Source organism: Chryseobacterium sp. ERMR1:04 (assembly GCF_001297705.1).
Classification (GTDB): Bacteria; Bacteroidota; Bacteroidia; order Flavobacteriales; family Weeksellaceae; genus Chryseobacterium.
Genome location: NZ_LIRF01000004.1, coordinates 63,723 through 84,992, shown reverse-complemented (window position 1 = coordinate 84,992; position 21,270 = coordinate 63,723). Strand labels below are relative to the sequence as shown.

9 protein-coding genes are annotated in these 21,270 nt (G+C 36.2%); 5 read left to right on the top strand and 4 right to left on the bottom strand.

Annotation, left to right across the window (positions count from 1 at the left end; translation table 11 throughout):
• Positions 1-80 precede the first annotated feature (80 nt).
• Positions 81-1,307, bottom strand: a complete 1,227-nt coding sequence (locus AMQ68_RS07845) for an aminotransferase class I/II-fold pyridoxal phosphate-dependent enzyme (RefSeq protein WP_054510104.1) — start codon at positions 1,305-1,307, stop codon at positions 81-83.
• 157 nt (positions 1,308-1,464) lie between these two features.
• Here AMQ68_RS07845 and AMQ68_RS07840 point away from each other — a divergent pair, with 157 nt between their 5' ends.
• A complete protein-coding gene (locus AMQ68_RS07840; protein WP_054510103.1) occupies positions 1,465-1,923 on the top strand; it encodes an Lrp/AsnC family transcriptional regulator in 459 nt (152 codons plus the stop codon).
• Between the two features lie 3 nt (positions 1,924-1,926).
• Here AMQ68_RS07840 and AMQ68_RS07835 read toward each other — a convergent pair whose 3' ends face one another.
• The 3 genes from AMQ68_RS07835 to AMQ68_RS07825 form a co-directional block, all read right to left on the bottom strand.
• Positions 1,927-2,958, bottom strand: coding sequence for a bestrophin family protein (locus tag AMQ68_RS07835; protein ID WP_054510102.1), 1,032 nt, complete (start codon positions 2,956-2,958; stop codon positions 1,927-1,929).
• Between the two features lie 231 nt (positions 2,959-3,189).
• A complete protein-coding gene (locus AMQ68_RS07830; protein WP_054510101.1) occupies positions 3,190-5,265 on the bottom strand; it encodes a thiamine pyrophosphate-dependent enzyme in 2,076 nt (691 codons plus the stop codon).
• Between the two features lie 75 nt (positions 5,266-5,340).
• A complete protein-coding gene (locus AMQ68_RS07825; protein ID WP_054510100.1) occupies positions 5,341-7,461 on the bottom strand; it encodes a S8 family peptidase in 2,121 nt (706 codons plus the stop codon).
• A gap of 294 nt (positions 7,462-7,755) precedes the next feature.
• On the opposite strand from AMQ68_RS07825, the gene dnaE reads away from it, so the two are divergent.
• From dnaE to AMQ68_RS07805, 4 genes are all read left to right on the top strand, one after another.
• Positions 7,756-12,417, top strand: a complete 4,662-nt coding sequence (dnaE, locus tag AMQ68_RS07820; protein WP_054510099.1) for a DNA polymerase III subunit alpha — start codon at positions 7,756-7,758, stop codon at positions 12,415-12,417.
• Between the two features lie 362 nt (positions 12,418-12,779).
• Positions 12,780-15,293, top strand: coding sequence for a T9SS type A sorting domain-containing protein (locus AMQ68_RS07815; RefSeq protein WP_054510098.1), 2,514 nt, complete (start codon positions 12,780-12,782; stop codon positions 15,291-15,293).
• 185 nt (positions 15,294-15,478) lie between these two features.
• Complete coding sequence (locus AMQ68_RS07810; protein WP_082384001.1) at positions 15,479-19,060, top strand: T9SS type A sorting domain-containing protein; 3,582 nt, start codon at positions 15,479-15,481, stop codon at positions 19,058-19,060.
• A gap of 138 nt (positions 19,061-19,198) precedes the next feature.
• The gene (locus AMQ68_RS07805) at positions 19,199-21,163 is read left to right on the top strand and encodes a T9SS type A sorting domain-containing protein (protein WP_082384000.1); all 1,965 of its coding nucleotides are present in this window, start codon (positions 19,199-19,201) and stop codon (positions 21,161-21,163) included.
• The last annotated feature ends 107 nt before the right edge of the window (positions 21,164-21,270 follow it).

Genomic DNA, 21,270 nt, shown 5'->3' with positions numbered 1-21,270 from the left:
TCACTCCAAAAATGATTTACGATAGAAGAAGAATCAAAATAATAAAAGCTGTTGAAATTCAACAGCTTTTATAACAATAATTAGAATATAGAGATGGTCTCATGGTTAAGAATGCCTACTTTATATATGCATTCCTTCATCTTTTCGTACGTTCGTTTGATGTCGTGATCTAATCCTATTGAGAATCTGATCAGTCCATCGGATATTCCCATTTCAGCGCGTTCCTCTTCCGGAATTTCAGAAGAAGTTGAGCTTCCTGAGCATGAGAATAATGTTTTATAGAAGCCTAAACTTACTGCCAGATAGCCTAAGTTTTCCTGCTGCATCATTTCCATCAATTCATTGGCTTTGTCTGTAGTTCCTGCATCTAAAGTCAGTAATCCGCCGAATCCGTATTCTTCATGCATCATGCTTTTCATTAATTCATGATTTCTATGAGATTTCAGACCGGGATAAACTACTCTTAATCCGTCTTTTTCAAATCTTTCAGCCAGATACATTGCGTTATGACTGTGTTGTTTGATTCTGATATGTAACGTTCTTAAATTCTTGAGAATACTTGCAGATCTGAAACTATCCATGGTAGGTCCAAGTAACATGCAAGCCCCTGAATTTACATTTTTGGTGTCATTAATAAACTCTTGTGTTCCGCAATAGACTCCGCCCACGGTATCACTGCTTCCATTGATGAATTTGGTTAAACTGTGAATTACAATATCAGCGCCTAATAAAGCAGGTGAGATTGAAAGAGGAGAGAAGGTGTTGTCAACAATCAGTTTTAAGTGGTGTTTTTTACAGATCTCAGAAAGTCTTTTAAGATCAGCAACTTCAAGAAGCGGATTGCTTACGCTTTCACAATAAATAACTTTTGTATTGGGTTGTATAGAAGCTTCAATGGCTTCAAAATCATTAATATCTAAAAATGAGGTTTCAATATGATAAGGAGGAAGAAAGTTTTTCAGGAAAGCATAGGTACCACCGTAAATTGTTCGGCTGGAAATAATATGATCACCACTTTTACAAATCTGCATTAAAACAGAGGTGATGGCTCCCATTCCTGATGCGGTAACGTTGGCGGTCTCTGTATTTTCCAGTTTTGCTAATGCTTGGGAAAGATATAAATTCATGGGCGATGAATGCCTTGAATATAAATAACATCCGTCTGCATTTCCTTCAAATGTATCAAACATTGTTTTTGCAGAAAGAAAAGTATAAGTAGAACTATCAGAAATTGATGGGTTTACTCCGCCAAATTCACCGAAATATTGTAAATCCTGTATTTCATTGGCTGCATTAAAGTCATTCATGATACTTTTGTTTTTTCGTTTGGTTAAATTTGAATTAATTCAACAATTATTACAATATATTTTTGAAATATTAGAATATAAAACTGCATATTGTTATTTATGCCGAAAAAAAGTTTTTTATATTTGAGTATTGTAAATTGTAACCAAAAAATTATCTATGGCGTTTGATGAAATTGATAAGAAACTGCTTCTTTTTTTGCAACAGGACTCTAAACAAACCACCAAAGAGTTGTCTTATAAACTTGGATTGTCGATAACTGCTGTTTATGAGCGAATTAAAAAGCTTGAAAATACAGGTGTAATTTCAAAATATGTAGCCATTCTCGACAGGCATAAGGTTGATAAAGATTTTATAGTTCTGTGTCATGTAAAACTGACTCAGCATAAAAAAGAATATGTGCTTCAGTTTGAAAGAGAAATAATGAGTTTACAAGAAGTGACCGAGTGTTTTCATGTAAGCGGAGATTATGATTATATTCTTAAAATTGGGGTTAAGGATATGGCAGACTATCGTAATTTTATGTTGTCTAAACTCACGACTTTACAACATATCGCAAGTACCCACAGTTCATTTATGATCTCTGAGGTGAAAAATACAACGGCAATTGTTTTGTAATTTTTAAACTAAAACTCCGTTTTTAGAAGAAATAGATTCAGGTAAATCTGTTTCTCCTCCCATTTGTAAAAGATCAATCTCAATGGCTCTGCAAATGGAGAGCATCGGAACGTCGAACATCAAGCCTCCAAAAGGGTTTTCAGAATAGTCACCTACCAATTCCATAATAATGTAAACCCATCCGATAATGATACAGAAAGGAATAGAGGTCCAGATTCCCCAGTCACCCAATTTGGCGAATTCGTTGACCAAACCTAATGGAAGCAATAGAATAAAAAGAATATTAAAGACAAATGCTGTACTGGCAAACTGTCTTGGTGATGGGAATTTTTTAATTCTTTCTGCCTGTCCCTGATAATTGTAAAAATCATTTAAACAATCTTGTAGCTGCTTTTGATTAAATTCTGAGATTACGTTATCATTTTTTAAATCATTGATTTCTTTTGCCTGTTTCGATATTAAATAAGTCGCAAAATTTTTATAATCAGATTGTAATTCAAACTCTTCTTCTGAAAGATATTTATGTAAGAAAATAGGCGTTCTTCCATAATCCGGAAAACCTGCTTTTATTAATCTGTGACGTTTAAGGTCGATATTTTTAAAGCTTTCATCTTCATTGCTGATGTGTTCCCATTCTGCAGGAACCAAAAGTTGCTCACGGAAAGCATACAGCCATGCGATATGACGGTATATAATTCTTTTTCTTCGGTCAGCAAGATCAAAAGTTCCTATTTCTTCATTTTTTAGATCAAAAGCATAAACCATTGATGCAAATGATCGACTTGAGTTTACAATTCCACCCCATATTTTTCGGGCTTCCCAAAGTCTGTCATAGGCCTGATTGTTTTTAAAACCTACCAAGAACGCTTCTGCAGTACCAATCAACGCAACGGGAACCCAAGGAATAGTCATCCAATGCCAATTAAAGAAATAGAATAGGGCAGCAATCAGTGTACACCAGATTGAAACCCAGATCAAATGATGACCGGATAAGTTGAGAACCTGTTTGTAATTGACGTATTTGGTAGTAATCATCAGTGTGAAGTTTAAAAGTGAGGGAATGGGGTTAACAAAATAGATACCAAGAATAATTGGATGCTATGGCTGCAGATGCCGATTTGCGGGATAAATAGTTGCCATTGCTGAAATGTGTTTGGTTGTAAATGTTTTCTTAAATCAGATACTTAAATGTATGATAAGTTTTTTGATAAATAGAAAAAATGCATAAAAAAACCTCTAATAAATTTAGAGGTTCTGTTGGTATGTTTAGTATTGTAACATTTCTTCAATTTTTGCGGCTAATTTCTCCGCATTAGGAAGCATTTCTTTTTCCAATATCAAGTTGATCGGAACGGCTGGGGTATCTAAAGATCCCATTGTTTCTACAGGAGCATCCAGATATTTGAAGCAGTTTTTAGAAATACGATGAGCAAAGGCTTCAGCGAATGAATTGTTGAGTTGTTCTTCTGTTAAAACGATACATTTTCCATGAGCTTTCACTCTTTCAAAAACCAATTCTTCATCTAACGGAATGATTGTTCTTAGATCGATCACTTCAATTTTTCCATTAAAACTTTTCGAAGCTTCTTTAGCCCAGTAAACTCCCATTCCGTAAGTTACAACCAATAAAGTTCTGCCTTTTTCAATTTCATTTTTATCAGCTTCGATGATGATTTTTCCTTTTCCAAAAGGTAAAATATAATCTTCTGCAGGTTCTATTGTTTTGGCATCTTCAGTTCCTGGAACTTTACTCCAGTATAATCCTTTATGTTCAAGCATTACAACCGGATTCGGATCATAATAAGCTGCTTTTAATAAACCTTTAAAGTCGGCTGCATTACTTGGATAAGCGATTTTTATTCCTTTAATGTTCGCGAGAATGCTTTCAACGCTTCCACTGTGGTAAGGTCCGCCTCCTCCGTAAGCTCCGATAGGAACTCTGATAATATTGCTTACCGGAAATTTTCCGTTGCTTAAATAGTTTGATTTTGAAATTTCAGTAATTAACTGATTGATTCCAGGGTAAATGTAATCTGCAAACTGAACCTCAACAATCGGTTTTAAACCAACGGCACTCATTCCTGTTGTTGAACCGATGATATAAGCCTCCTGAATGGCAGTATTGAAAACTCTTTTGCTTCCGAATTTCTTACCTAATGTTACCGTTTCACGGAAAACTCCACCGATTCTCTCGCCCACATCCTGTCCATACAACAATGCTTCAGGATGCTTCCACATAATTTCCTGAATAGCATGAATGGCCGCATCCACCATTACGATTTTTTCACCACCTGCAGGTTCACGAGTTCCAACTTCCTCTGTAATTGGGGTTGGAGCAAAAATATGTTGCATTACCGTTTCAGGCTTTGGATCTTCTGCTTTTTGAGCTCTTTGGAAAGCTTCTTCCGCTTCTAATCTTGCCTTTTTTGTAATTTGTTTTAATAATTCTTCATCTACACCAGATTCCAGTAATTGATTTCTGAGGATCTCTCCCGGATCTTTTGCTCTATGTTTTGTTAAATCTTCTTCATCTCTGTAGAATTCTCTTCTTACTCCTGAAGTATGGTGACCAATTAATACGGTTTTAGCACAAACAACTAAAGGCTTTCTTTCTGTTCTTACAAATTCAAAAGCTTTTTCCATCACTTCGAAACTTTCAGTGAAATCTGTTCCGTCAACTCTCATTCTGCTTAAACCTGTAAATCCTGATACGAAATCGTAAGCATCACATGTTCTCGCTTCTTCTTTAGTTACAGAAATTCCCCATTCATTATCCTGAACCAGGAAAATAATAGGAAGTTGGTGCAAAGCAGCAAACTGTAATGCTTCACTTACTTCACCTTCAGTTACCGAATTGTCTCCAAGGCTACATACTACAACAGGATTGTTTTCGAAAGTTTGTAATTCGAAATCCTGAATATATTTAATTCCCTGAGCAACTCCGGTGGTAGGGATGGTTTGCATTCCCGTTGCAGAGCTCTGATGAATGATCTTTGGCATATTTTCATCCCTGCTTGAAGGGTGCGAATAATATGATCTACCTCCTGAAAAAGGATCATCAGCTTTTGCCAATAACTGTAGCATCAATTGGTAAGGCTCAAAACCAATCCCAAGAAGGATACTTTCGTCTCTGTAATAAGGAGAAACCCAGTCTTCTTTTTTTAATTGATAGGCTGTTGCCAACTGAATGGCTTCATGACCTCTAGACGTACTATGAACGTATTTACAGATGTTTCTGTTTTCTTCATATATGTCGGCCATTGCTTTTGCGAGCATCATATGGTTATAGGCCTTAAGTAAAATATCCTGAGAAACTTTTTCGTGAAGTGTATTATTTTCCATAGAAAGCAAATATACATAAAAAAACAAAACACTAACAAGTGTTAGTGTTTTGCTGTTATCTATTTGTAGTATTGATTATTCTTTGATAACTTTTTTAGAAATTACCTCTTTATCAGTCTTTACTTCAATGATGTAAATTCCTTTAGTGAAAGAAGAAATATCGATAGCTTCTTTGTCACTATTAATTACTCCATTCTTTACTCTTTTACCAGATAAGTCATAAATAGTGAAAGTAGATTTTACAGGAGCTTTCAATACATTTACAATATCTTTAGTAATGGTTGGTGCAATTGCAATACCATTTGCTTTACTTACTTCGCCTGTTCCTAAAACAAGTTGTTCAGAATATCCTGTAACAATAATAGAATAATTTTGAGGAGCGTTTGCTCCCGCATTATTTTTTAAAGTTCCTTTGTTGCCAATCTCAATTCTGTATTCTCTACCAGTAACCGGAGCGTCAACAATAACTTGTTCTACGTTATCAACTGTATTATCACCTTTCGTTGCAGGGCTCATTGGGCTTAATGCGTTTAGTTTCCAAGGTTGATAGATTGTACCTGTTACGGTGTCAATGATTCTTAAATCTAAATCGTTTACCAATCTTGAAGCTCTGTTGTTGTAAGCATCATCCCATGATAAATTTGCAGGAAGAGCGTATTCAGGATCAATCCATGAAATGGTAACTTTCAAAGGCTCGCTAGCAGATGCAGCCTTAAGTCTTTTTATGTTAGGCGTACCACTAGTTAATGTTTCATTATTGAAAATTACTGTATTATTAGCTTTACCAACTAATAGTTCAGCACCTTTTTTAGCGTTTATATATCCCCATCCGAACCATGCATCTGGACCAATATTTCCTGCTTCAGAAGCAGAATGAATCATTAGTGTTTTTGCACTAGCAGCATTTAATACTTGGTTAGTGAAAAGTTCTTTGTTTATTTGTGTCCATAAGCCAATAACTCCTGTTACAACTGGTGCAGAATAAGATGTTCCACTTCCATAGCTATATGATATACTTCCAACCGTATCTTCTGCGGTAGCAGCAGAGAATACATTTGTTCCTGTAGTAGAAATATCTGGTTTGATTCCTCCGTCATCTCTTGGTCCTGCACTGCTGTAATCAGAATGAACAACATCAGCTGCAGTTGTGTATTTAAAATTATTCGTTGAAATTACATCAGTAGCGCCAACAACAATAATGTTTTTTGCTAAAGATCCAGGTCCTATACAGTCTGCTCCATTGCTACAGTTTGTTGTAGGAAGTGTATCTGTTGCTGCAAATTGTACTGGGGTACCATTATCATCAGTATAATATTTAAGGAAAGCAGATGTTCCTGGATAGTCTGGTCCATAACCAAAATAATTACCAGCAGACTTTACAATAATATAGGATGGATTATTATATACAATTTGATCATAGCTCTGATCATTTGTGAAATAAGTTCCTTGTAAATCTAAAGCTTCAGACGGGCTATCAAATACACCATTCCATACCCATGCATTTGCACCATTCACGGTTTTTATGTCCCAACCTACATTGCTTCCGTAAGAGTGATTAGAAATAGCCGGTTGAGCTGCTAATATCTTTTGGAATACAGTACTCGTTGTTGTGTTACCAGGAAGTGTAGTTGTAGCAAATCTATAAGAATCCATGATAGAATTAATAGCAACCCCTTTGGTATTTCCACTAAGGCCACCACCACTCACGTTGATGCTTTTACCTCCAATAAAACTGGCAACACCAGTTGAATGTGCACTGTATATATTGCTAGCTGCTTCTTTATTGGTGATTCTTCCAGTTCCATTATCAAATGCAGGATGAGCTGCATAGATTCTCCCTCCGTCGAAAATAGTATATTTGATACCTTCACCATTATAAGCGTTAGATAATCCAACTATTCCACCTGCAGTGTTAAGGTTGTCTGCATTAGCATTAGAAACTTGTCTGGAATCCTCTTTTTGATAAAAATAAGGCTTACCATTAGGTAAAAAACCTGCCAAATTGCTTCTTTGCTCTTCAATCTCCTTTAAAGCTTCTGGAGATTTACTTGCTCCGTAATGCTTTGAAACATAAGAGTCAAACTTTGCAGTATTCTCTCTGTTTTGTTTTTCAAACTCTCTTTTTAATCCTTCATTGTTTTGCGCACTTAGTAATGTTATAGCCAAAGTGCCGACCAAAAGTAAATGTTTCTTCATAACTTTTTAGTAAATTTTTAAAACGGTATATGAAGCAAATGTATATAAAATTATCCATTTACTTTTATTTTATGTAAAATAATTTACAAATAGTTTAAATCGTTTTTTATAATAGGTGAAATTATGTGTAGTTGTGTGTTTTTATACAATTTAAATGAAATTGATAAATGTGTAAAATTTATTTATTCAGTGTTAATTTGGCGGGTAAAATGTCATTGTCTAAATGGTTTAAATTTCCAAAAAAATGAAGTAACTTTACATTCTCTTTTTTTTAATAAAAGCTAGAAAAATTACATGTATTTAGTTTTTGACACAGAAACCACAGGTTTACCAAAGAATTTTAACGCACCACTCTCAGATTCAGACAACTGGCCAAGAATGGTTCAGATTGCATGGCAATTGCATGACGATGATGGTGTTTTAATTGAGAACCAGGATTATATAATAAAACCGGAAGGGTATGATATTCCCTTCAACGCCGCAAGGATTCACGGAATTACTACTAAAATTGCCAATGAAGAAGGAGTAGATCTTCAAGAGATTTTAGAGAAATTCTCCAAAGTATTAGATCGGGTAAGAGTTGTTTCTGGACATAATGTTGAATTTGATTATAATATTGTCGGAGCTGAGTTTTTCAGAAAGAATATAGAAAATAATCTCTTGGAGAAGCCTAAGGCAGATACCATGATTTTGGGGACAAATTATTGTCAACTTGGAGGTGGAAGAGGAGGAAGATATAAGTCTCCGAAGTTGGAAGAGTTGTATGAAAAATTATACGGGAATAAATTCGATGAAGCTCATAATGCGGCTGCCGACGTAAATGCTACGGCTCAGGTTTTCTTCGAAATGATGAGAATCGGGATTGTTCCTGCGGAGGTTTTAAAAATTTCTGAAGATCAGCTACAGTATTTTAAGACGCTATACCCGGATCCGATAAAACCTTTTGGTATTGTTATCAGAAGGCAGGTTGCAGAGTTCAATAATAAGAAAAAGCAAAGTGACGCTGGAAATGTAGATGATATAGATCTTGGTAAATATTTCAATTTCAATAATCACAGTGTTTTCTCAACGTTGATGGCTACTTCCAGTATTTCAGATTTAATAAAAAAAGCATCTGATGATCATTTTCCGGCTGTCGGAATGGTAGATACAGGAAATATGATGGGTGCCTTTAAATTTGTTTCAGCAGTTGAAGGGGCGAATGGAGACAGAGCAAAAAAGCATAAAGAATACATTGCTAAAAAGCAAGAAGCAGAAGAGAATGGGACTGATTTTAATGAAGTTGAACCTGATTCTGAACCTTTAATTCCTGTTGTGGGTTGTGAATTTTATATTTCAGACCGATACGAACAGAAGCAATTTACCAAAGATGATCCCGACAGAAGAACACAGGTTGTTATTTTGGCGAAAGATTTTAATGGATATAAAAATTTAGCGAAACTTTCAAGTATAGGATTTTTAAAAGGATTCTATTTTGGTGTTCCGAGGATTAGCCGTGAGCTGATTGCTGAATATAAAGAAGGATTAATTGCTTTAACTTCAGGGATTAATGGAAATATTCCCGATGCTATTTTAAATACGGGAGAGCAAAAAGGAGAAGAGTTGTTCAAATGGTGGAAAGATACTTTTGAGGATGATTTCTATGTTCAGCTTCAAAATCATAAACTTCCGGAAGAAGAGCATTTAAATGACGTTCTATTGCATTTTGCGGATAAATATAATGTTAAAATTTTAGCTCAAAACGAAACTTTTTACACCAATAAAGATGATTCTAATATTCAGGATATTGTAAGCTGTATTAAAGACGGTGAAAAGCAAACTACGCCTGTAGGAAAAGGTTTCGGTAAAAGAAGAGGATTGGCTAGCGGAGAATATTTTATTAAAAATTCTGATGAAATAAAAGGGTCATTCTTGGCTTATCCGGATGCTTTTGATGCATATGAAGAATTTACAGCAAAATTCAAACCTTATACTTTAAAAAGGGATGTTTTACTTCCGAAATTTGATATTCCTCAAGAATTTATTCATGCAGAAGATGAGGTTGATGGAGGGAAAAGAGGGGAGATGGCCTATTTAACTCACCTAACCTATGAAGGAGCAAGGAAAAGATATGCTGACACCGGAATTACAGATGAAATAAAAGAACGCCTTGATTTCGAATTGGAAGTTATTGCGAATACAGGGTATCCGGGCTATTTCTTGATTGTACAGGATTTTTGTAATGAAGCAAGAAATATGGGAGTTTGGGTAGGTCCGGGCCGTGGTTCTGCAGCGGGTTCTGCGGTAGCATATTGCACAGGAATTACCAATGTAGACCCCATTAAATATGATTTGCTTTTTGAGAGATTCTTGAATCCGGAAAGGATTTCAATGCCCGATATTGATATCGATTTTGATGATGAAGGTCGTGACAAGATTATAAAGTGGGTAGTTGAAAAATATGGAAAAAATCAGGTAGCGCAGATTATTACCTATTCTGTTTTAGGTGGAAAATCAGCGATTAAAGATGCGGGAAGAGTATTGGATGTTTCTATTCCTGAGACCAATAATATTGCTAAATTAATTCCTCCAAGTCCAGGGATGAATATTGCGAAAGCATTAGCCAAATATGATAAACTGAAACCTGAAGATCAAATGTTGGTTGATGAGATGAGGTTTATTCTAAATAATTCTGAAGATCCACGTTTTGGAGTGCTTGCAAGTGCTAAAAAGATGGAAGGTTGTATCAGAAATACCGGAATTCATGCTTGTGGAGTTATTATTACACCAGAAGATGTGAGTAATTTGGTTCCTGTTACCATCGCTGCGAAAGATGCCGATATTTTGGTGTCTCAGTTTGATAACTCGGTGGCAGAAAGTGCGGGACTTCTGAAAATGGACTTTTTGGGTCTTCGTACCTTAACGATTATTAAAGATGCTTTAAAATTAATTAAGCAACGTCATAATGTAGATATTGATCCGGATACCATTCCGCTTGATGATACAAAAACCTATCAATTATTTAAAGAAGGAAGAACGGTCGGGATTTTCCAATATGAAAGTCCGGGAATGCAAAAATACATGAGAGAGCTTAAGCCTACGGTTTTTGCCGATCTTATTGCGATGAACGCATTGTACCGTCCGGGTCCAATTAAATACATTCCACTTTTCATTAACAGAAAGCATGGAATTGAAGAAATTATCTATGATTTACCGGAAACCGAAGAGTATTTAAAAGAAACTTACGGAATTACTGTTTATCAGGAACAGGTAATGCTTTTATCTCAAAAACTTGCCAACTTTACAAAAGGTGAGGCAGATACGTTGAGGAAAGCGATGGGTAAAAAACAGATTGAAGTTCTTAATAAAATGTACCCAAAATTCATTGAAGGAGGACGAAAGAACAATCTTAATGAAGAACGGTTAGAAAAAATATGGAATGACTGGAAGGCCTTTGCAGAATATGCCTTCAACAAATCTCACTCTACTTGTTATGCTTTGATTGCTTATCATACAGCATATTTAAAAGCTAATTATCCTGCGGAATACATGGCAAGTGTAATGAGTAATAACATTAACAATACGGAATCAATTACCATGTTCATGGAAGATTGTAAAAGTATTGGCGTGGATGTTTTAGGTCCTGATGTGAATGAATCTCAGTATAAATTCTCGGTAAACGAAAAAGGTCAGATCCGTTTTGGATTAGGAGCGATTAAAGGGATTGGAGAAGGACCAAGTGAGGCCATTACAAGAGAAAAAGGAAACGGAAGATTTAAAAATATTTACGATTTCTTTGAAAGAATATTGCCTTCTCAAATGAATAAAAGAGTGTCTGAAAGTTTAGTGCTGGCAGGTGCTTTTGATGAATTGGACTCTTTCCACCGTGGTCAGTATTTCGATATTGATATGGCAGGAAAAACGAATCTTGAAAGGCTGATAAGATACGGACAGAGTTTTCAGGAAGGTAAAAATGAGATGGAATATTCTCTTTTTGCTGATTTCGCTGATGAAGTGCAGATCGAGCAGCCTAAATTAGCGCCATGTCCAGAATGGCCGAATATGCATAAACTTAATAAGGAAAAAGAAATCATTGGTTTCTATCTTTCTGCCCATCCATTGGATGATTATAAATATCAGTTCCAGTTTATGCAAGGTCGACTGACCAAAAAATCGGTGTTAGAGAAAGAAGAAGAGAAAGTAGTTACAGATGAGGTACCTCTTTTAGAGCAAGATACTCCAGATACGGTGGATCTTGTAGAAATAGTTTCTGATGAATTGTCTATTGGTGAGGAAGAGGTGATAGAAGAAGTAACTAAAAAAGCGGAGCCGAGAGGTAACTTTTTATTCTTGAACCTTGATGAGGTAGATGCTTATAAAGAACAAGCTTTCGCTAATAAAGGAGAAGAATTATTTGAAGAGAAGAAAAAGGACTGGAAAACGCTCCAAAAAGAAAGAGAAAACGGCGGTGCCGGAAAAGAATATACGGTTGCTGGTTTGATTACGGAGTATAGGGTTCAGGATGGTTTTAAAAGCGGTGAGAAAGTAGCTTTCGTTACGTTGGAAGATTATTCAGGATCATATTCTTTCAGATTGGGAGATCGTGATTATATGCGTTTGAAAGAAAAACTGGAGGTGCAGCGGTTTGTTATTTTTAAAATAAAATTTGCGCAGGTAAAAGATGGGCGTGTTTTCGTAAATGTAAATGATGTGATTGAACTTCAGGAAGCTTTTGAAAGGTTTGCAAAAAGTATTTCATTGGTGATGGATGTGATGGATTTCAGAGCTGAAGATCTTGATTTTTTCAAAACAGTACTCGATCGAAATAAAGGAGAGCAGAAACTGAAATTTTATATTAAAAATATAGAAGATGATTCTCAGATAGAATTACAGTCGATGAAACATTCGGTAGATCTTAATGGTGATTTGATTAAAGAAATTCAGTTACTCAATAAATATGAGTTTTATTTAAATTAAGATCAATAATTTATACTTACTAAAGTGGCTTTTCAGTCACTTTTTTTTGTTTAAAGATCTTAGAAAGAAAAATTTAAATCACAATTACATAAATTGAGTATTAAATTTAGAATTATTTTATTATGTTAAGTTGTAATAGTGCTGTATTTCAAGTATTTGTGACTAATATTTAAGTTGTTCATAATCAAATATTTAATTCTGTTTTTAAAATTGCATTTTTCGTAATTAAATTAAATGATTGTTTGTTTTATTTAATTAAAAGCAAATATATGTTTCGGATATTTTAATTATTTATGATATTTTAAGATTCGTGTTTTAATTAACGATACATTTGTTTCTACAATTTTTATTTTTACTTAGTTATGAAAAAACTTTTACTCGCATGTATGATTGCTATTGGGATAGGAATCACTGCACAGACTACTGTTACCATAGGTACAGGAGCTAGCACAAGTAGTACGACCGATAATGGTGCTCCCATTTATCGTTCGAGTAGTACAAGTAGCTATCTGTATTCTAAATCTGCAGAACTGCTTACTGCAGCAGATCTTACAGGGGCTTCCATCTTCTCGGGAGCAGTTATTAATTCTATTGCGTATTATAAGACAACCGCTTTTAATGTGTCTGGTACTAATGCCTGGACAATGAATGTGTATCTTAAAAATAGTGCTGCTACGGCATTAGCAAGTGGCACGGCTTGGGATACGATGACAAGTGGAAGTACTTTATTTTACAGTGCTACAATTAATAGTACAAATAACTTACCTGCTGCTGCAGGATGGGTGGCTTTTGCTAATAATACAGGGAATGTATTTAATTACAGTGGGGGAGCTATTGAAGTTTATATAGATTGGGTTCCTTCCGGCACGCCTGCAAGTCCTTATACAGGAGGAGCATTTCTATGGAAGTATGATACTTCAACTTCCGTACAAGCTATTGGAACGAGCAATACAACGGCTATTCCTGGAACTACTAACTCTTTTTCAACATCTTCAAGACGCTATCAAACTCAGTTAACGTATACTTCAGTGCCATGTTCTGGAACTCCTAGTCCTGGGAATACGGTTTCTTCAGGAAATGCAACATGCGCCGGGTCTTACGCTACAACATTAAGTCTACAGAATAATACGCAAGGAGCTGGTGTTACTTATCAGTGGTACTACAACGGAACTGCAGTTTCTGGTGCAACAAGTCCTACATTAAATGCTACTATTTCGGCTGCAAGTACTTATTATTGTGCAGTTACCTGCTCAGGAAGTGGGGCTACAGGTAACTCTACGCCAGTTAATTTAGCGGCACCAAGTAATGGTATCTCTTCTTTCCCTTGGAATGAAAATTTTGATGCAATGGTTGCAGTAGGTGCTAATATATTACCTTCATGTTGGTTGTCTGCAGGTGGAGGAAGCTCTTCTACAACGCATTATACTACAGCTACGAGTGCAGGGAATACTTATAATGATCCTAAATCTGCTCCAAATTATGTGACGATTTATTATCCAACTACGAATGCTGCAACGCTTTGGACTCCTAAGTTTTATTTAACGGCAGGACAGTCTTATGATTTCTCTTTCTATTGGGTAGGAGACGGTTATGCAGGATGGCAGGGTGATGTGCTTGTAAATGGTAATCAAGATGCTACAGGTGCTAGTAATCTTACGACTTTTATTACCTCTACACAAACTGCGGCAGGTGGTTCTAATAGTACAAATTATACAAAAGTAAAAGTAACGTATGTACCTACTGCAACAGGTAATTATACTTTTGGTGTGAAAACTTTAGCAACCACATCTGCTCCATATTATATGGGATTTGATGACTTTAATGTAATGGTAACGCCATCTTGTACAGAGCCTTCATTGGTTACTGTTTCTAATATAACTACAAGTGGAGCTACGGTTTCTTGGACGGCTCCTGCTACAGTACCTGCTAGTGGATATGATATTTATTATAGTACATCTAATACTTCTCCTACAAATACAACAACGCCAAACTTTACAGGAGTTGTGGCTACGACTCAGGTTTTAAATGGCCTTTCGTCTTCTTCAACGTATTATGTTTGGGTGAGATCAAGATGTAGTTCTGCAAACCAAAGTATCTGGTCTCTTGTGGCGTCGTTTAATACGCTTTGTAATGCAACATCAGTACCGTATACATTAAATTTTGATAATGTAACAACCCCTGCGTTGCCAAATTGTTCGTCAGCTGAAAATCTTGGTAATGGTAATCTTTGGACTACAGCAGCAGCACCAACAGATAGCCCTGGATTCACTACTCAGGTATTAGCATATGGCTTTAATTCTTCTAGCGCTGCAAATACTTGGTTTTATACGCAAGGGATTAACTTGACGGCTGGAACACAATATACAATAAGCTATACTTATGGTAATAATTCAACAACGTATGTTGAAAAATTAAAAGTAGCATACGGAACCTCTCAATCTTCTTCTGCGATGACGATTCCGTTAGCTGATCATTCAAATATCAATGATAAAATGGCACATACCGGAAGTGTTGGCTTTACCCCTGCAGTTTCTGGAACATATTATTTTGGATTTAATGCTTATTCAGCTGCAGATCAGTATAATTTATACCTTGATGATATCAGTGTCACATCATCGGTATTAGCAACAAGTGAAGTTTCTGCTGCTAAGAATACAGTTAAAATATATCCAAATCCTTTTACTGATGTTCTTACTATTTCAGATGTAACTAAAGTGAAGTCTGTTTTGGTAACGGATATTGCTGGAAGATTAGTAAAAACCATTACAAATCCTTCTTCATCTCTTCAGTTGGGAGAATTGAATTCCGGATTGTATTTAATTACTTTAGAAATGAATGATGGTTCTAAACAAACCCTAAAAGCAATAAAAAAATAAGAGTTAAAACTGAATTTTAACGATTGATAGCGGCTAGTTTTTAGCCGCTATTTTTCTTTAATTTATTTCGAATTGATAATAAAAAGAGTTAATTTATTTTTTTAAATGTAAAAAATTATGATGTTTTTTGATTTTAATTGAAATATTTTTTTACTTTTAACGCCTAATTTTTATTTTAACTAACCATGAAGAAACTTTTACTCACGTGCCTATTTTTTCTAATAGCCACCTTTATTAATGCCCAAATAGTATTGGGAAGTGGAACAACTACGGGGAATTATCCCATAACGTCAAATTTTGGATACAACTATACCCAGCAAATTATTTCCAAAGCAAATATCAATGCTGTTGGCCCGGGTAATATTACGGGCTTAAAGTTTTATTTACCAGCCGCCGCTGTTCTTGACAAATCCAATCAATGGGAGGTTTTTGTAGGTCATACTACGCTTACTGCTTTTGGTGGAGTAACAGCTGCTAGCTGGATTCCTACGTCAGCAATGACGCAGGTGTTTACAGGAGTTATTACGAATAATGCAGGAGTAGTTGAGGTTACTTTCACAACTCCATTTGCTTATAATAATACAGATAATCTGGTGATAGCAGTTCATGAAAATACACCAGGTTTTAATTCTACATCAGATTTTTTCTATGCATCAGCTTCGGGTACTGCTAACAGCAGTATGTATTATAGAAATGATACTACGGATTTCAACCCAGCAGCACCTGTTGCAGCGGGAAATCGTGCAGCTTCTACATCTAATGTTGCTCTTTTGGGGCTTATGCCTGCATCAGCACCAGTTTGTCCGGTAGTTTCTGCTCCAACAGCTGCCGCAACGGGCGTTGCTCTATTGCCAACAATCACTTGGGCTGCAGCATCCACAGCAGCATCTTATAAAATAAGCATAGGAACGACTCCGGGAGGCACAGATGTTATGAATATGACAGATGTGGGAAATGTAACAAGCTATACACTTGCTACGGCTCTTAATTATAGTACTCAGTATTATTATACTGTTTACGCGACTAATGTAGTGGGTACGTCTACGGGATGTGCAGAAAGAACCTTTACAACTGTTTCCGTAGCATGTCCTTCCGTTTCTGTACCCACTGCTGCTCAAGCAGGATTATCTGTAAGGCCTACATTTACTTGGTCTGCGGTATCAGGCGTAACAGGATATAGACTAAGTATTGGAACTTCTGCGGGTGCTAATAATGTACTCAATAATTTTGATCTTGGGAATGTATTAACGTATACATTAACCACAGCTCAACAGCTTACAGCCAACACGCAATATTTTTATACCGTTACGGCTTATAGTGGTAGTTATTCATCTACAGGATGTACAGAAAGAAACTTTAAAACGGCTAATGCAGCAATTCCTGCAAACGACGAATGTATTAATGCAGTAACACTTACTGTAAATCCTGATTTAGCATGTGGGGCTACAACTGCAGGAAATACATTGGGGGCTACGAATTCTTTAGCGGCAACACCGTGTTTTGGAAATCCTGATGATGATGTTTGGTTTAAATTTACAGCAACCAACAGTAGTCATTATCTGAAATTCTCAGGTATTGTTTCAACTGGGGCAATTAGTACAACAGATATCTATGTGCAGGTCTTAAGCGGAACTTGTGGCGCTCTTACAAGTGTGATCTGCTCTGATTCTGACGACAACACAATTGTAAATGGATTAACTCCGGGAACAACCTATTATGTAAGAGTTTATACTTACGGTGGACAGGGGAATAATGCAAGTTTCAACATTTGTGTTGGTACTCCTCCTGCAGCTCCAGCTAATGATGAATGTAATAATGCTGTAACGGTAGCTGTAAATCCTGATATGAACTGTAGTTCAGTGATTTCAGGAACAACGCTTTCTGCTACCAATTCTAGTGTTGCGGTATCTCCTTGTACGGGAGTTGCTGATGATGATGTGTGGTACAAATTCACCGCGGTAGGTACTACTCACACCATTTGGTTGAAAAATATTGTTTCTGTAGGTTTAAGTTCAGATACATCATTATATGCACAAGTATTTAGTGGAACTTGCGGAACATTAGCAAGCATTAAATGTATTACTTCAAACACAGCGTATACCTCTCTAACGGGACTGAACCCTGGTGGAACATATTATGTAAGAGTTTATAATTCTAATACAAACAGTACTTTGACTACCTATGCAAATACGTTTGATCTTTGTATTGGTACTCTGCCTCCTCCTCCGGCAAATGATGATTGTGTGAATGCAGTAACGGTAACGGTGAATCCGGATCTTAACTGTGGATCTACAACATCAGGAACAACTTTATCTGCAACCAATTCAGGATTAGCAGTAACGCCATGTACAGGAGTGGCTGATGATGATGTTTGGTTTAAATTTACAGCAGTAGGAGCTTCGCATACAATTTGGTTGAAAAATGTAGTTTCTGTAGGAAATTCTTCATCTACTTCTTTATATGCCCAAGTATTTAGTGGGGTTTGTGGAACCTTAACAAGTATTAAGTGTACAACTTCAAACACTGCTTATACTACCTTAACAGCATTAACGCCTGGTCAAACATATTATGTAAGAGTATATAATTCAAGTTCAAATACAACTACAAGTACTTATGCGAATACATTTGATCTTTGTATTGGGACTTTGCCTCCTCCTCCGGCAAATGATGATTGTATGAATGCAGTAACGGTAACGGTAAATCCGGATCTTAGCTGTGGATCTACAACATCAGGAACTACTTTGTCTGCTACCAATTCAGGATTAGCAGTATCTCCATGTACAGGAGTGGCTGATGATGATGTTTGGTTTAAGTTTACAGCGGTAGGAGCTTCACACACACTTTGGTTGAAGAATATAGTTTCTGTAGGGAACTCTTCATCTACTTCTTTATATGCACAAGTATTTAGTGGAGTTTGTGGAACCTTAACAAGCATGGCATGTATAACTTCAAATACTGCTTATACCCCATTAACAGGATTAACTCCTGGTCAAACGTATTATGTAAGAGTATATAACTCAAATACAAATTCTGCTACAACTATTTATGCCAATACATTTGATCTTTGTATCGGTACGCCACCGCCACCACCAGCAAATGACGGATGTACAGGTGCAGTAGCTTTAACGGTTGGGGGGAACTTCAGTGCTAATGCTGTTGTTGGAACAACTGCATTTGCTACGACAGATGGCACTACAACGTGTCAGACAAGTAGAGTAAACAACGTTTGGTATTCTGTAGTGGTTCCTGCATCAGGTTCTGTAACAGTAGAAACTGCGGCGGTTACCGGATCAGGATTTATAGATTCTGTGCTATCAGCTCATACAGGGGTTTGTGGAGCATTGGTAAATGCAGCTTGTAATGATGATATTGCTACAGGAAATACTTTTTCAAAACTTTCATTAGTTGGTCAAACGCCAGGAGCTGTAATTTACTTTAGTGTTTGGAGATTTTCTTCAGGAGCAGGGGTAGATGGTCAATTCCAGATCTCAGCTTACGATGCATCAATTAATTTGGCAACTTCTGAGACTTCAGGAGCTAAAAATATCATTAAAGTATATCCAAATCCTTTTGTAGATGATTTAAACATCTCAGACATCACTAAAGTGAAAACTGTTTTGGTAAATGATATTTCAGGAAGATTGGTGAAAACTATTGACAATCCGGGTTCTTCTCTTCATTTAGGAGATTTGAAATCAGGAATGTATTTATTGACACTAGAAATGAAAGATGGTACTAGACAATCGATCAAAGTGATCAAAAGATAAATTCTAATAAATATAATTAATTGAATAACGGCTAAATTTTTTTAGTCGTTATTTTTTTTAGTTAAATATTGTGTTTTAAAGTATTAAGTAGGTGGATTATTGTTAATTTGGTGCTCAAATCAATAAAAATATTAATTTATGACAAAATTTTTACTTTCATGTTTATTAATGATAAGCATGACATTGAGTGCTCAGATTAGTTTGGGTACGGGAAGTACGAATGTTGGAGTTGCTCCAATAAGCACTTATTATGGATATTCTTATGTTCAGCAAATTTTCACAAAACAGGAAATCAATGCGAACGCGGCAGGGAATATTACGGGACTGAAATTTTATCTTGATCCTTCCATGTCCATCACTAATTCTTCAAGTTGGGTGGTTTATTTGGGACAAACCGCTAAAACTGCTTTTACTTCAGAGTCAGACTGGATTCCTGCTTCCCAATTGACGCAGGTATATACAGGAAATGTAACCAACAATAATGGAGTAATAGAAATTACTTTTGCGACGCCTTTTCCATACAATAATACAAGTAATTTAGTGGTGGCGGCTGAGGAAAATTCTGCGGGTTACGATGCTAATAATAGCGCTGAAGCGATGTATGTTTTTTCTTCAGATCCTAGTTCTACTTTATATTTTAGAAGTGATACCGTAAACCCGGATCCTTTTGCTCCATCGGATGGAAATTTAGAAGACTATAAGTCGGTGATCACTTTTGTGGGATTATCTCCAGGTGCCATTCCGATTTGTCCTGTGATGACGTATCCTGCTAATAACTCAATGCTTATTCCTTTATCACCAACCATTACGTGGACTAATTCTTCGGGCGCTACAGGATACAAAATTTCTATAGGTACCACTCCGGGAGGAACGGATATTGTTAATCAACAATTGGTAACAACGAATAGTTTTACACCATCAGCAGCTCTTGCTGGAGATACCAATTTTTATGTGAGAGTAATTGCTGTAGGAACAGGAGGAGAATCTCTTGGCTGTTCTGAAATAACGTTTAAGACAACGCCGCCACCTCCAACTAATGATGAATGCTCATCTGCCATTACATTAACTGTAAATCCTGATCTAAATTGTGGAACGATGACCGCCGGATATACCTTAGGAGCTACCGATTCTGGTTTAGTACCGGATCCTTGCTTTGGAGATCCTGATGATGATGTCTGGTTTAAATTTGTTGCCACAGCAACGACGCATAAAATTTCATTGACAAATGTTCTTTCTATAGGTTCAGATGATGACGATGATACCTATTTTCAGGTATTTGATGGGTCTTGTAGTTCATTATCAAGTATTTTATGCTCTGATCCTAGTTCGTCTACCATCTCAGGGTTAACGGTGGGAAATACCTATTATGTAAGAGTATATAGTTATTATGGAGCAGGAAGTAATCAAAGTTTTGATATATGCATCGGAACATTCCCTGCACCACCGGCAAATGACAATTGTTCAGGAGCGTTACAGGCAACAACTTTCCCGTATAACTATATCCAATCTGATGGGGGAGGCGCTACCAATAACGGAGGGTTTGTTACTGCTTGTGGTAACGGAATGAATGACGGAACCTGGTTTACATTTACAGGTAATGGGAATGCTTATGATATTACAGTATCAATGCCTTCCGGAAGTGATTTTGATGCTAAAATTGGGGTATATACAGGAAGTTGTGGAAACTTCACTTGTGTAGACGGTGTAGATGACGAAGGAGAGGGAGGAACAGAAACCATTTCAATACCTACAGTTTCCGGAACTACTTATTTTGTAAATGTAGGATATTATAGTAGTTCTTCTGATGAACCTGAAGGAACATTTACTATTGATATTACGAATGGAACACTGGGAACATCTGAAGTTAAGGGAAATAAAAATGGAATTAAAGCATATCCAAATCCATTTACTGAGGTATTGACATTATCGGATATAGCTCATGTAAAATCGATTTCTATATCAGATGTTTCGGGAAGATTGGTGAAAACAATTGACCAACCTACTTCAACGCTTCAGCTAGGAGAACTAAAATCAGGATTGTATTTAGTAACCCTGATAATGAAAGATGGTTCGAAACAAACTATTAAAACGATTAAGAAATAATTGTATATAATAGGATAATTTAAAGGTAACCAATAGGTTGCCTTTTTTTTGTTTTAAAAAATATATTTAATTGAATTTTGAATGAAATAAATTATTTGAGTGAATTA

Excerpts from the sequence above, each read along its gene's own strand:
- AMQ68_RS07815 (WP_054510098.1), top strand. The coding sequence starts at position 12,780 with ATGAAAAAACTTTTACTCGCATGTATGATTGCTATTGGGATAGGAATC.
- AMQ68_RS07840 (WP_054510103.1), top strand. The coding sequence starts at position 1,465 with ATGGCGTTTGATGAAATTGATAAGAAACTGCTTCTTTTTTTGCAACAG.
- AMQ68_RS07825 (WP_054510100.1), bottom strand. The coding sequence starts at position 7,461 with ATGAAGAAACATTTACTTTTGGTCGGCACTTTGGCTATAACATTACTA.
- AMQ68_RS07835 (WP_054510102.1), bottom strand. The coding sequence starts at position 2,958 with ATGATTACTACCAAATACGTCAATTACAAACAGGTTCTCAACTTATCC.
- AMQ68_RS07830 (WP_054510101.1), bottom strand. The coding sequence starts at position 5,265 with ATGGAAAATAATACACTTCACGAAAAAGTTTCTCAGGATATTTTACTT.
- AMQ68_RS07805 (WP_082384000.1), top strand. The coding sequence starts at position 19,199 with ATGACAAAATTTTTACTTTCATGTTTATTAATGATAAGCATGACATTG.
- dnaE (WP_054510099.1), top strand. The coding sequence starts at position 7,756 with ATGTATTTAGTTTTTGACACAGAAACCACAGGTTTACCAAAGAATTTT.
- AMQ68_RS07845 (WP_054510104.1), bottom strand. The coding sequence starts at position 1,307 with ATGAATGACTTTAATGCAGCCAATGAAATACAGGATTTACAATATTTC.
- AMQ68_RS07810 (WP_082384001.1), top strand. The coding sequence starts at position 15,479 with ATGAAGAAACTTTTACTCACGTGCCTATTTTTTCTAATAGCCACCTTT.